The organism is Citrobacter sp. Ca225, assembly GCF_030337175.1.
Lineage (GTDB): Bacteria > Pseudomonadota > Gammaproteobacteria > Enterobacterales > Enterobacteriaceae > Citrobacter_A > Citrobacter_A amalonaticus.
Map to the genome: position 1 here is coordinate 66,102 of NZ_JAOWCD010000063.1, position 12,504 is coordinate 78,605.

13 protein-coding genes are annotated in these 12,504 nt (G+C 53.8%); 11 read left to right on the forward strand and 2 right to left on the reverse strand.

The window, feature by feature from the left end; all coding sequences use genetic code 11:
* Positions 1-27: 27 nt before the first annotated feature.
* The 5 genes from OGW13_RS08450 (at position 28) to OGW13_RS08470 (ending at position 5,231) form a co-directional block, all read left to right on the forward strand.
* Positions 28-972 carry a carbohydrate ABC transporter permease gene (locus OGW13_RS08450; protein ID WP_044255861.1) on the forward strand — a complete coding sequence of 315 codons (945 nt, stop codon included), beginning with the start codon at positions 28-30 and terminating at the stop codon, positions 970-972.
* A 10-nt stretch (positions 973-982) separates the two neighbouring features.
* Entirely contained in the window at positions 983-1,807 is an 825-nt protein-coding gene (locus OGW13_RS08455) for a carbohydrate ABC transporter permease (RefSeq protein WP_080343276.1), read from the forward strand.
* Between the two features lie 11 nt (positions 1,808-1,818).
* Positions 1,819-2,931, forward strand: a complete 1,113-nt coding sequence (locus OGW13_RS08460) for an ABC transporter ATP-binding protein (protein ID WP_287115884.1) — start codon at positions 1,819-1,821, stop codon at positions 2,929-2,931.
* Between the two features lie 104 nt (positions 2,932-3,035).
* Positions 3,036-4,292, forward strand: coding sequence for a Gfo/Idh/MocA family protein (locus tag OGW13_RS08465; protein WP_287115886.1), 1,257 nt, complete (start codon positions 3,036-3,038; stop codon positions 4,290-4,292).
* Between the two features lie 18 nt (positions 4,293-4,310).
* A complete protein-coding gene (locus OGW13_RS08470; RefSeq protein WP_042998252.1) occupies positions 4,311-5,231 on the forward strand; it encodes an ROK family protein in 921 nt (306 codons plus the stop codon).
* A gap of 39 nt (positions 5,232-5,270) precedes the next feature.
* On the opposite strand, the gene agaR is transcribed toward OGW13_RS08470, so the two are convergent.
* Both agaR and OGW13_RS08480 read right to left on the reverse strand, forming a co-directional pair.
* Complete coding sequence (gene agaR / locus OGW13_RS08475; RefSeq protein WP_287115888.1) at positions 5,271-6,041, reverse strand: transcriptional repressor AgaR; 771 nt, start codon at positions 6,039-6,041, stop codon at positions 5,271-5,273.
* Between the two features lie 310 nt (positions 6,042-6,351).
* Positions 6,352-7,167 (reverse strand): DeoR family transcriptional regulator, encoded by an 816-nt coding sequence (locus OGW13_RS08480; protein ID WP_042998254.1) that lies wholly within the window; start codon positions 7,165-7,167, stop codon positions 6,352-6,354.
* Between the two features lie 221 nt (positions 7,168-7,388).
* Between OGW13_RS08480 and kbaZ the strand changes: the two genes are divergently transcribed.
* From kbaZ to nagA, 6 genes are read left to right on the forward strand one after another with little or no spacing between them, the layout of a single operon-like run.
* Positions 7,389-8,714, forward strand: a complete 1,326-nt coding sequence (gene kbaZ / locus OGW13_RS08485) for a tagatose-bisphosphate aldolase subunit KbaZ (RefSeq protein ID WP_044255870.1) — start codon at positions 7,389-7,391, stop codon at positions 8,712-8,714.
* Positions 8,715-8,733: 19 nt separating this feature from the next.
* Positions 8,734-9,207 carry a PTS N-acetylgalactosamine transporter subunit IIB gene (gene agaV / locus OGW13_RS08490; protein WP_042998255.1) on the forward strand — a complete coding sequence of 158 codons (474 nt, stop codon included), beginning with the start codon at positions 8,734-8,736 and terminating at the stop codon, positions 9,205-9,207.
* A gap of 10 nt (positions 9,208-9,217) precedes the next feature.
* Complete coding sequence (agaW, locus tag OGW13_RS08495; protein ID WP_287115889.1) at positions 9,218-9,997, forward strand: PTS N-acetylgalactosamine transporter subunit IIC; 780 nt, start codon at positions 9,218-9,220, stop codon at positions 9,995-9,997.
* A complete protein-coding gene (gene agaE / locus OGW13_RS08500; RefSeq protein ID WP_044267503.1) occupies positions 9,987-10,865 on the forward strand; it encodes a PTS N-acetylgalactosamine transporter subunit IID in 879 nt (292 codons plus the stop codon). The genes agaW and agaE overlap by 11 nt, the downstream gene beginning before the upstream one ends.
* A 16-nt stretch (positions 10,866-10,881) precedes the next feature.
* Positions 10,882-11,316, forward strand: a complete 435-nt coding sequence (gene agaF / locus OGW13_RS08505; RefSeq protein WP_042325173.1) for a PTS galactosamine/N-acetylgalactosamine transporter subunit IIA — start codon at positions 10,882-10,884, stop codon at positions 11,314-11,316.
* On the forward strand, positions 11,313-12,446 hold the full coding sequence (nagA, locus tag OGW13_RS08510; RefSeq protein ID WP_287115891.1) for an N-acetylglucosamine-6-phosphate deacetylase: 1,134 nt from the start codon (positions 11,313-11,315) through the stop codon (positions 12,444-12,446). The genes agaF and nagA overlap by 4 nt, the downstream gene beginning before the upstream one ends.
* The last annotated feature ends 58 nt before the right edge of the window (positions 12,447-12,504 follow it).

A 12,504-nucleotide genomic window follows, 5' to 3' on the forward strand; every position in this document is an offset into this window, starting at 1 on the left:
TTGTAAAGTGAGCATCCCGGAGTCTGTATGAGCTATTCAGATGAAGCGGCATCCCCGCCGTTATCGGCCAGGGAACCCAATAAAAATTCCCTGACCCGACTGGAAAAAGAAGAACGTTTCTGGGGGTGGATAATGATTCTGCCGCTGTTGGCAGGATTAGTTATTTTTTACTTTACGCCATTCTTCCAGAACGTATTTTACAGTTTTACCGATCTGGGCGAGTTTCAGATCTGGACGACAATCAGTCTGGATAATTACATTAATTTATTCAGCGATGATGAATTCCGTTCGGCGATAGTGAATACGCTGGCCTATGTTTTTATTTGTGTGCCGGTGATCACGGTCCTGTCTTTACTGCTGGCGATTGGTTTAAACCAGGCGATTCGCGGTCAGTGGCTGTTCCGTACGCTGTTATTTCTTCCGGCCGTTACGATGCCTGCCGCCATTGCGATGGTCTGGCAGTGGTTGATGAACCGTAATTTCGGTTTACTCAATCAGATCCTGGCTTATTTCGATATTCCCGCCATTGGTTGGTTATCCGATCCGGATATTGTCCGTCTGAGCGCCTCACTGGTTATTATCTGGTCGGCTATCGCTCTGAAGATGATCATTCTGCTCGCCGGATTGCAGGGGATCCCGAAGCAGATTTATGAAGCCATGTCCCTGGATGGCATCAGTAAACTGCGCGGCTTCTGGTCGATTACCCTGCCGTTAATGATCCCGACGCTGTTCTTTGTTCTGGTGATTTCGTTTATCGAAACGCTGCAAATATTCGATGTGGTGTATCTGCTGTTTGGCAGTTCTTCCATGGTGGACGATCAGACCATGACCATCGCTTATCTCTTTTATAAATACGCCTTTATCTACCATGAAAAAGGGTACGCCTCCGCGATTGCCGTGGTGATTTTCGTTATCACGATGGTACTGACCCTGCTGCAGATATGGATAGGCAAACGGCTTAAAGCACAGTAAGGCAACCACTATGTTCATGACAAAACGTGAAAAATGGCTGATTTATGGCCTGATGATCCTGGCGACGCTGGTCACGGTGGTTCCCTTTCTCTGGATGATCATCACCTCGTTTAAAACCCAGGCGGAAAGTATTGCCTTTCCGCCGATCCTGCTGCCCGCCAATCCGGGGTTTCAGGCGTACGATAAAATCTTGCATGAGATGCCGTTTGGTAGCTTTTATTTTAACTCGATCGTTTCCACGCTGGTTATCGTCATCTTACAGACGCTGATTGCCGCGATGGCGGCGTATGGTTTCTCCCGCCTGCGTTTTAAAGGGCGCGATCTCCTCTTTATGCTCTGCATTTCGATTCTGATGGTTCCCGGACAGATCTTTTTGATCCCGCAGTTTTTAACGATCGAGAAAATAGGTCTGCTGAACTCCATTCCAGGCCTGGTGCTGCCGGGATTATTCAGTATTTATAGCGCCTTTTTATTGCGCCAGTTTTTTCTTTCCGTACCGAAAGAGCTGGAAGAAGCGGCCATTATGGATGGTTATAACCATTTAACGATCTTTTTCAAAATCATGCTGCCGCTGATTAAACCGGGACTTATCGCCTGCGTCATTATTAACGGGTTGTGGAGCTGGAATAACTTAATGTGGCCGCTCATCGTCAATACCTCAATGGACAAAATGACGCTGCCGGTGGGTCTGGCCTCGCTCTCCGGTCGCGCCGGGGTGGAGTATCCCATGCTCATGGCGGGAGCGTTGCTCGCGATTATCCCCATGTTGTTACTTTATATTTTCTTCCAGCGCTATTTCATTCGTGGCATCGCCGGTGCCGGAATTAAAGGATAAGGGGCATTATTATGTCAGGCATTCAATTACAGTCAGTAGGCAAAATCTATCCGAATGGCTTTCAGGCGATTCATGGCGTTGACCTTGAAATTCACGATGGCGAATTTATGGTTTTTGTCGGGCCATCCGGCTGTGCCAAATCAACGTTACTGCGCATGATCGCCGGTCTGGAAGAGATTACTCATGGTCATATTTCCATTGGCGAACGGTGCGTCAACGACCTGCTGCCAAAAGAACGTGGCGTGGCGATGGTTTTTCAAAACTACGCCCTCTATCCCCACATGACGATCTACAAAAATATGGCCTTCAGCCTGCAGGGCAAAATGGACAAGCAGGAGATAGATGTTCGCGTGCGGGAAGCCGCGCGCAAACTGGAAATCGAAACGCTACTCGACAAAAAACCGGGTCAACTTTCAGGGGGTCAGTGCCAGCGCGTTGCCGTCGGCAGAGCCATTGTGCGTAAGCCTGAGGTGTTTTTGTTTGATGAGCCGTTGTCCAATCTCGACGCCAAACTGCGCATGTCAATGCGCGTGCGCCTGACGGAACTTCACCGCCAACTGCGTCACGAAGGCGTGAACGCGACAATGGTGTATGTCACACACGATCAGATTGAAGCGATGACCATGGGTGACCGCATTTGCGTACTCAACGGTGGACGGATCATGCAGGTCGACACGCCGGGCAATATCTACCATCAGCCAAAGAATAAATTCGTGGCGGGTTTCATTGGTAACCCGGCAATGAATATCCATCTTCTGGGGCTCGACCCGCACACGCACGGACTGCGTCTGAATGACGCGCTGACCTTGCCCTTAACCGCACGACTGATCTCCCAACTGACGGATTATCCGCACGACAGCGTCTGGTTTGGCATTCGTCCGGAGGCGATTCAGTTGGCGCAGCACAACGATCCTGCGGCTTTCGACGCCCGGATCACCAACGTGGAAAGAATGGGCAATGAAGATCTCCTGCATTTCGATATCGGTGCACAGCAAATGATCCTGCGAGTCAATTCGTCACCGGACTGGAGTCCGCTGCCCGGCGAATCGATCAGGGTGAAATTCAATCTTGAAGCCGCCTTTTTATTCGATAAGCAGAATGAAGAAAATTTAGCCAGTGCCTGAAGTCGCGAACGTCATCATCAGGTGCAAGCAATCCAGTTTGTTTTTTTAATGCCCCGCCACGCAGAACAACGCGAACGCAGGCAAGGGCAAAATGAGAGGTTTATATGTGTGCAAAGAAAGTGACCGTGTTAGTGGTGGGCGCAGGCGCGCGTGGCGAAATCTATTCTCGCTACGCGCTTGAGCATCCGGACCGCATGCAGGTGGTCGGCGTGGCGGAACCCAGAGAGGCGTATCGCCAACAGTTTGTCGCTCAGCATCAAATTGAGCAGGAAAACATCTTTCGCGACTGGAAAGAGGCGGCGGCCCGCCCACGAATGGCAGATGTCGTACTGATTTGTACTCAGGATACGATGCACAAAGAGCCTGCCGTCGCGTTTGCCGACCTCGGCTATCATATTTTGCTGGAAAAACCGATCGCTCCCACGCCGGAAGAGTGCCGCACCATCATCGCTGCGGTGAAGCGCAACAACGTCTTATTGGGTGTCGCCCACGTTCTGCGCTACACCCGCTATACGCAAAAACTCAAGTCCCTGCTCGACAGCGGGGTGATTGGCGATATCGTCAGCATGCAGCATCTTGAGCCGGTGGGTTACTGGCACCAGGCGCACTCTTTCGTTCGCGGCAACTGGCGTAACGAAGCGGAATCGTCGTTTATGCTGTTACAGAAATCCTGCCACGATATGGACTGGATCCGCTACATCATAGGCGATCGCTGTCAGGATGTGACCTCATTTGGCAACCTGAGCCATTTCGTAAAGGAGAACCAGCCGGAGGGTGCCGCCGACCGCTGCCTGGATTGCCAGGTTGAGGCGAGCTGCCCCTGGTCAGCCTGCAAAATTTATCTCGGCGAGGATCACAAATGCACGCCACATTTCCGTCGCGTGCTGACGGCGGATCCCACCGAGGAAAATGTCCGTCAGGCGCTGCGCGAAGGTCCGTATGGCCGCTGCGTTTATCGCTGTGATAACGACGTAGTGGATCATCAGGTGGTCAACTTGCGTTTCGCGCATCAGCAAACCGTGACGTTCACCATGACCGCCTTTACCCGTATGGAAGATCGAAAGACGCGTCTTTTCGGTACGAAAGGCTATCTCGAGGGCGATGGCGAGCAGATCCGGGTGTTTGATTTTCTGACGGACAGCGAGACGCTCTACACGATCGACGAGATCGCCGCAGGCACGCAGACCCAAATGGGAGGCCACGGCGGCGGGGATTACTATCTGATGGATCGCTTTATTCACGCCGTGATGGCGGGCGATCAAAGTATGATTCTCTCCGGCCCGGATGAATCGCTGGAAAGTCACTTAATGGTCTTTGCCGCAGAGCGCGCTCGCAAGGAAAACTGTCTGGTTACACTGTGAAATTCGAGGAGATGTGGCATGTTTTACGGTGTTGATATTGGCGGCACAAAAACTGAAATTGTCGCCTTTGATAAGGAAATGCAGGTTTGCTGGCGCAAGCGCGTAGCCACGCCGGTTCAGGATTACGAACTCTTTCTCTCGACCTTTACCTCGCTCATCGATACCGCCGACTGGGCTACGGGAATGCAGGGCAAAATCGGCATTGGCATGCCTGGATTGATGGACAGACATACCGGAAAGCTGCTGTCGTCGAACGTCCCCTGTCTGACCGGACGGCAGGTGATGGACGATCTGGCGCACCGACTCAACCGCTCGGTGGCCCTGGACAATGACTGCTGCTGCTTCGCGCTGTCAGAGGCGCATACCCAGCAGGCCCGTCAGTTCTCGCGAATCTTTGGCGCCATTATTGGCACCGGCATGGGCGGAGGACTGGTGATCGACGGGCAGCTCTATCGTGGGCGCAACCGGATGGCCAGCGAGTTTGGGCATTTACCGCTACCCGCCACCTTTATGCGCCGCTATAACCTGCCGGAGATCACGTGCGGCTGCGGCTTACAGGGCTGTCTGGAGCGCTACCAGTCCGGCCCCGGTTTACTCTGGCTGCATAAGCACTTTAGCGGGGAACAGCTCAAAATGGAGACGCTGCTGGAAAATTACCGTCATGGCAACGCCAGCGCCGTCGCCACGGTTGAGGCGTGGATTGATATGCTGGGCTGTACGCTGGCGCAGTTGCAGCTCATTCTGGATGTCGACGCCTTTGTTCTGGGCGGCGGCGTCTCTAACATTGAGGAAATTTACACCTTACTGCCCGGCGCCATGTCGCGCTATCTCTTCCCGGGGCTCGCCCCCGCGAATGTCTTCCCGGCCGTGCATGGCGCATCCAGCGGCGTACGCGGTGCCGCCTTGCTGCTGGTCGAACAGGATGCACTGATGCACTAAGCGATCGCCGGCAAAACACGCTTTTGCCGGCGTTCTCTCTTATTCATCCACGATAACGACATCCACCCCCATCTGGCTGAGCGCCTGTTGATAATGCTCCGGAATACCACTGTCGGTAATCACCCGGTCAATACCGCTGATTTCACTGATCATGCAAAAACTTTTGCGGCCGAACTTGCTGGAATCCGCGACGACCGTAACCTCCTGCGCTACCTGACACATCACCTGGTTAAGGTGCGCTTCCCCTGGATGCGGCGTGGTGATCCCGGCTTCCAGACAAAATCCATCAACGCCCAAAAAGAGCTTATCAAACCGATACTGTCTGAGCTGATGTTCCGCTGAAGGACCATACAGCGAGTAAACGCTTTGCCTGACATTTCCCCCTAATATCATGACATCCACCCGTTCAAAATTGGCGAGTTCCCAGGCAATGTTCAGCGCATTGGTCATCACCACCAGATCGCGACGACTTTTAAGCAACGGAGGAATAAGCGTGGTGGTCGAGCCAGAATCGAGAATCAACGTGTCGCCATCTTTGACAAAACTGGCCGCTTTTTCGGCAATCCGCGATTTCACATCGCGGTTCAGCCGGTCTTTATCCTGTAAGGGGCGATCGAGGGCAAAGTGTTGATTTAATACGGCGCCGCCATAAGAACGCATGACGCAGCCTTTCTGCTCGAGATAACGTAAGTCATTGCGGATAGTGACGCTTGAGACGCCGAAATGCACGCTCAGGGGTTCGACACGAACACTACCTTGATCGCATAACAGATCGATGATTTGCTCGCGACGTCTTAAATTATCCAGCATTGCTTTTGCTCCATTGCATATTGTTATGTTTTAGCGATTTATCGCTTTCGTTTTCTTTTTAATATATTAAATCAGAAGACTTAAGGCGAATTTGTGAACACGTCCGCAGCGCGGATTTTGGCAAAAAAGCCTGTTTTTCTTTCGTTTTATCTAAACCGAAAATGAAAAATGCGAAAGATCGAAAAGCGTGCAGGACAGGTGAGCGGGAGAAGGAGACGAAAAATCAGTGAAAAAACGAAAGCGGGTTCGGCAAAAACCCGCTGACATTTTTCTTTTTGCTTAATTGAAGGACATCACATTTTTGTGATTTTCACGACGCCGCCTGGACGATAATGACCTCAACGCCACTGCGATGAAACTCCTTCAGGCTCTCTTCCGGGATGCCTTCATCGACGATGATGGTGTGAATACGTTGGGTATCAATAATTTTATGCAGGCTCGAGCGGTTAAATTTACTGGAGTCAGTGACCACGATAATCCGTTCCGCCACTTCACACATCCGGCGATTTAGCCGGGCTTCGTCTTCGTTATGAGTACTGACGCCTCGCTCTAAATCAATGGCGTCGACGCCCAGAAACAGCATATCGAAGTGATAATTCTGCAACGACTGCTCGGCCTGGTCGCCATAAAACGACTGCGACTGACGGCGCAGATGACCACCGGTCATCAACAATTCCACGCCGTCTGCTTCCAGTAAGGCATTGGCGACGTTCATCCCGTTGGTCATTGCAATCACATCGCTATGCTGACGCATCAGGCGCGCAATCTCATAGGTCGTGGTACCGGAGTCCAGGATCACGCGGTGACCCGGTTTGATCAACTCCACAGCCGCTTTGGCGATACTGCGTTTCACCGCCGTGTTCAGTGAGCTTTTATCTTCGACGGAAGGCTCCGCACCTGGCGTATTACTGTCGCAAATCAATGCGCCGCCATAGGCGCGAACGGCGATCCCCTGCTTTTCCAGGAACGCCAGATCGTTGCGGATCGTCACCGTGGAAACGCCAAACAATCCCGAAAGATCGTTCACCTGTACGCTTCCTTGCTGCCGCAACCGCTGGATAATTTGCTCACGCCTTTCGCTGGTGCCTGACACCCGCTTGTCTCCAGAAGCATCGGTATTGCTCATAAGAAATCCTTTGGCTAATTCTTTCGTTTCATTTCGTTTCGCCTATTAACGCCTTTCTTTTATCGGAATGCAAGCCGAAAAAAGTCGACCTGAAGGGCAAAAAATCCCGCTGAATGCTTTCATTATGTTTCTTTTGTGAAACAGATCGGAAAACTATTATCTTTCGTTTTATTTTTATAAGACCATGATGCAGTATCAAGTGAAACAAAACGAAAGATTGTATGTCGCAGTTATCTGACCTGGAGAGGAAAGTGAAACATCTGACTGATATGGTGGAACAGCATAAACGAGGTAAGACAAACGGAATTTACGCCGTTTGTTCCGCGCATCCGTTGGTGCTGGAATCCGCAATACGTTACGCACAGGCAAATCACTCGCCGCTGCTGATTGAAGCAACCTCAAATCAGGTTGACCAGTTTGGCGGTTACACGGGCATGACCCCAGCCGATTTTCGCCATTTTGTCTGCCAATTGGCCGACTCACTTAATTTCCCTCAGGAGCAACTGATTCTGGGGGGCGACCACCTCGGCCCTAATCGTTGGCAAAACCTGGCCGCAGAACCGGCAATGACCAATGCCGACGAACTGATCAGAAGCTATGTCGCCGCCGGATTCAAAAAAATCCACCTTGATTGCAGCATGTCCTGCCAGGGCGATCCCGTGCCATTGACCGATGCCATCGTCGCGGAACGTGCCGCGCGCCTGGCGAAGATTGCCGAAGAGACCTGCATTGCTCATTTTGGCGAGTCTGATCTGGTTTATGTGATTGGCACTGAAGTGCCGGTACCGGGCGGAGCCCATGAGACGCTCACCGAACTGGCTGTCACCACGCCTGAGGCCGCACGAGCGACACTGGAAGCCCATCGTCACGCCTTTGAAAAGCAGGGACTCAATGCCATCTGGCCCCGTATCATCGCGCTGGTGGTACAACCCGGCGTTGAGTTCGACCATACCCACATCATTGATTATCAACCACAAAAAGCCGTCGCGTTAAGCAAGATGGTGGAAGCGTATGACACGCTGGTTTTTGAGGCGCACTCCACGGACTACCAGACGCCGCAGTCGCTGCGCCAGTTAGTGAAAGATCACTTTGCCATCCTGAAAGTCGGCCCGGCCCTGACCTTCGCCCTGCGCGAAGCGCTGTTCTCGCTGGCCGCCATTGAAGAAGAGTTACTCCCGGCAAAAGCCTGTTCCGACCTGCGTCATGTCCTTGAGAGCGTCATGCTCGATCGTCCGGAATACTGGCAGAGCCACTACCACGGCGATGGCAATACCCGCCGTCTGGCGCGGGGCTACAGCTATTCCGATCGTGTTCGTTACTACTGGCCAGACAGCCAGATTGATGAGGCGTTTGAACGACTGGTGCGCAATCTGGCGGATGAGCCGATTCCCCTGCCGCTCATTAGCCAGTATTTACCTTTGCAGTACGTGAAAGTGCGCGAGGGAGATCTCAATGCCACACCGCGAGAACTCATCATCAACCATATTCAGGACATACTGCAGCAGTACCATGCCGCCTGCCAGGGCGTAACGTCCCAAAACGGATAACAAAAAAGAGGAACACGCTATGCCAAATATTGTACTCAGCCGTATCGACGAAAGACTCATTCATGGTCAGGTCGGGGTGCAGTGGGTCGGATTTGCGGGGGCAAATCTGGTCCTGGTCGCCAACGATGAGGTGGCAGAAGACACTGTGCAACAGAACCTGATGGAGATGGTGCTGGCAGAAGGGATCGCCGTGCGCTTCTGGTCGCTGCAAAAAGTGATCGACAACATTCACCGCGCCGCCGACCGGCAGAAGATTTTGCTGGTCTGTAAATCCCCCACCGATTTCCTCAAACTGGTCGAAGGTGGGGTGCCTGTTACACGCATCAACGTCGGCAATATGCACTACGCCAATGGCAAACAACAGATTGCCAAAACGGTCTCTGTCGACTCGACCGATATTGCGGCGTTTAACGGCCTGAAAGCCGCCGGGGTGGAATGCTTTGTTCAGGGCGTTCCGACAGAACCTGCGCAGGATCTCTTTAAACTCATCTGAGGCCTTCACCATGGAAATTAGTCTGTTACAGGCTTTTGCATTAGGTATCCTCGCCTTTATTGCCGGCCTGGATATGTTCAACGGATTAACACACATGCACCGCCCGGTGGTGCTTGGGCCGCTGGTCGGCCTGATTCTGGGCGATCTGCATACCGGTATTTTAACCGGCGGTACGCTAGAACTGGTGTGGATGGGACTCGCACCACTGGCAGGCGCGCAACCGCCAAACGTCATTATCGGCACTATCGTGGGTACGACGTTCGCCATTACAACTGGGGTGAAACCGGATGTCGCCGTGGGCGTCGCCGTGCCGTTTGCCGTGGCGGTGCAGATGGGGATTACGTTCCTGTTCTCCGTGATGTCCGGGGTGATGTCCCGCTGCGATCGCATGGCGGCGAATGCCGACACCGCCGGTATTGAACGGGTCAACTATCTGGCGTTACTGGCACTGGGGATTTTCTATTTTCTGTGTGCGTTTCTGCCGATTTACTTCGGTGCAGAGCACGCGAAAACGGCCATTGATGTTCTGCCGGAACGGCTGATTGACGGTCTCGGCGTCGCAGGCGGCATCATGCCAGCCATCGGCTTTGCCGTACTGCTGAAAATCATGATGAAAAACGTCTATATCCCTTACTTTATCATCAGCTTCGTGGGAGCCGCCTGGCTCAAACTGCCGGTACTGGCGATCGCCGCTGCGGCACTGGCCATGGCGCTGATCGACCTGCTGCGTAAATCTCCAGAACCGACGCAATCTGCGGCCCAGAAAGAGGAATTCGAAGATGGCATCTAATCAACAAACGCTTCCGACTGTTTCCGACAGCGACGAAACGCTACTTTCCGGCGTAAACGAAAACATCTATGAAGATCAGAGTATTGGCGCAGAGCTGACCAAAAAAGATATCAACCGGGTGGCCTGGCGTTCCATGCTGTTGCAGGCGTCGTTTAACTACGAACGTATGCAGGCTTCCGGGTGGCTGTACGGGCTGCTGCCTGCGCTGAAAAAGATCCACACCAATAAACGTGATCTGGCGCGCGCCATGAAAGGCCACATGGGTTTCTTCAATACCCACCCCTTCCTGGTGACGTTTGTCATTGGCATCATTCTGGCGATGGAGCGCTCAAAACAGGACGTTAACAGCATTCAGAGCACCAAAATTGCCGTTGGCGCGCCGCTTGGCGGGATTGGCGATGCGATGTTCTGGCTGACGCTGTTGCCTATTTGCGGCGGCATTGGGGCCAGTCTGGCCTTGCAGGGTTCCATCCTCGGCGCAGTGGTCTTTATTGTGTTATTTAACGTGGTGCATCTGGGTCTGCGTTTTGGCCTGGCGCACTATGCTTATCGTATGGGGGTCGCCGCCATTCCGCTCATCAAGGCCAATACGAAGAAAGTGGGCCACGCGGCGTCTATCGTCGGGATGACGGTCATTGGCGCACTCGTGGCGACCTATGTGCGTCTGAATACCACGCTCGAAATCAAGGCGGGTGATGCGGTCGTTAAGCTCCAGGCAGACGTTATCGACAAACTGATGCCCGCTTTTTTACCGCTGGTCTATACCCTGACGATGTTCTGGTTAGTCCGTCGCGGCTGGAGTCCGCTGCGCCTCATCGGTATCACCGTGGTACTGGGCGTCGTCGGCAAGTTCTGTCACTTCCTGTAAAGCAAAGAGGTCTTCGATGTTAGGTATTATTTTGACGGGGCACGGTGGGTTTGCCAGCGGTATGGAAAAAGCGATGAAACAGATCCTCGGCGAGCAGTCGCAGTTTATCGCCATCGACTTTCCGGAAACCTCCACCACTGCGCTGCTCACCTCGCAGCTTGAGCAGGCGATTGAACAACTGGACGGCGAGGAAGATATCGTTTTCCTGACCGACCTGCTTGGCGGCACGCCGTTTCGCGTCGCCTCTACGCTGGCGATGCTGAAACCAGGCCGGGAAGTGATCACTGGCACCAACCTGCAATTGCTGCTGGAGATGGTGCTGGATCGCGAAGGACTCAGCAGCGAAGCATTTCGTGTGCAGGCGCTGGAGTGCGGGCATCGCGGCCTGACCAGCCTGGTCGATGAGCTGGGGCGTTGTCGCGAGGAGCACCCCATCGAGGAAGGAATATGACGCAGGTTTTGCGTGCCAGACGCCTGCTCACCGAGCAGGGCTGGCTGGACGATCATCAGTTGCGCGTTGAAGAAGGCATCATCACGGCCATCGAGCCGATTGCTCCGGGCATCACCGTGCGCGACGCCGAGCTACTGTGTCCCGCTTATATTGACACCCACGTCCACGGTGGCGCGGGGGTCGATGTGATGGACGATGAACCGGACGCACTGGACAAGCTGGCGATGCACAAAGCACGTGAAGGGGTTGCCAGTTGGCTCCCCACCACCGTCACCGCGCCGCTGAAGACGATTCACCGCGCGCTGGAGCGCATCGCTCAACGCTGTTATTCCGGCGGGCCTGGCGCCCAGGTGCTCGGAAGTTATCTGGAAGGGCCCTACTTCACGCCGCAGAATAAAGGTGCCCATCCCCCGGAGCTGTTTCGCGAGCTGGACCTCACGGAACTTGATGAGCTGGTCGCCATGTCACGACAGACCCTGCGGGTGGTGGCGCTGGCACCGGAAAAACCGGGCGCCTTGCAGGCGATTCACCATCTCAGGCAACAGGGTATACGGGTGATGCTGGGGCATAGCGCGGCAAGTTGGACGCAAACCCAGGCCGCCTTTGACGCAGGCGCGAGCGGACTTGTGCACTACTACAACGGTATGACCGGACTCCATCACCGTGAACCAGGAATGGTTGGCGCAGGACTCACCGATCCACGCGCGTGGCTGGAGCTCATCGCCGACGGGCACCACGTCCATCCGGCCGCCATGAAGCTCTGTTGCTGCTGTGCCAAAGAGAGGCTGGTGCTGATCACCGATGCGATGCAGGCCGCCGGTATGCCCGACGGAAACTACACGCTGTGCGGTGAAAAGGTCGACATGCATGGCGGAATCGTGCGAACCGCATCGGGTAGCCTGGCAGGCAGTACGTTGTCGGTAGATGCGGCAGTGCGCAATATGGTTGAACTGACAGGAATCGCCCCTGAGGAGGCGATCCATATGGCCTCGCTCCATCCAGCGCAACTGCTGGGGATCGACAGCCACTTAGGATCGTTAGCCGTGGGCAAACGTGCCAACATGATCGCTCTCAATGGCGGACTGCATTTACAACAGATCTGGATTCAGGGTCAGCGCCTCCCCCTTTGACCCTTTTTTTCTCCAGGGCCTTCGATCATGAATCGTAAGGCCTTTCTTTTCCTTTCGC

Bases quoted from the DNA above. Each gene is read 5' to 3' on its own strand.
- kbaZ (WP_044255870.1), top strand. From the start codon at position 7,389: ATGTCGCAGTTATCTGACCTGGAGAGGAAAGTGAAACATCTGACTGAT.
- OGW13_RS08460 (WP_287115884.1), top strand. From the start codon at position 1,819: ATGTCAGGCATTCAATTACAGTCAGTAGGCAAAATCTATCCGAATGGC.
- OGW13_RS08465 (WP_287115886.1), top strand. From the start codon at position 3,036: ATGTGTGCAAAGAAAGTGACCGTGTTAGTGGTGGGCGCAGGCGCGCGT.
- OGW13_RS08480 (WP_042998254.1), bottom strand. From the start codon at position 7,167: ATGAGCAATACCGATGCTTCTGGAGACAAGCGGGTGTCAGGCACCAGC.
- agaE (WP_044267503.1), top strand. From the start codon at position 9,987: ATGGCATCTAATCAACAAACGCTTCCGACTGTTTCCGACAGCGACGAA.
- nagA (WP_287115891.1), top strand. From the start codon at position 11,313: ATGACGCAGGTTTTGCGTGCCAGACGCCTGCTCACCGAGCAGGGCTGG.
- OGW13_RS08455 (WP_080343276.1), top strand. From the start codon at position 983: ATGTTCATGACAAAACGTGAAAAATGGCTGATTTATGGCCTGATGATC.
- agaW (WP_287115889.1), top strand. From the start codon at position 9,218: ATGGAAATTAGTCTGTTACAGGCTTTTGCATTAGGTATCCTCGCCTTT.
- OGW13_RS08450 (WP_044255861.1), top strand. From the start codon at position 28: ATGAGCTATTCAGATGAAGCGGCATCCCCGCCGTTATCGGCCAGGGAA.
- agaV (WP_042998255.1), top strand. From the start codon at position 8,734: ATGCCAAATATTGTACTCAGCCGTATCGACGAAAGACTCATTCATGGT.
- agaF (WP_042325173.1), top strand. From the start codon at position 10,882: ATGTTAGGTATTATTTTGACGGGGCACGGTGGGTTTGCCAGCGGTATG.
- agaR (WP_287115888.1), bottom strand. From the start codon at position 6,041: ATGCTGGATAATTTAAGACGTCGCGAGCAAATCATCGATCTGTTATGC.
- OGW13_RS08470 (WP_042998252.1), top strand. From the start codon at position 4,311: ATGTTTTACGGTGTTGATATTGGCGGCACAAAAACTGAAATTGTCGCC.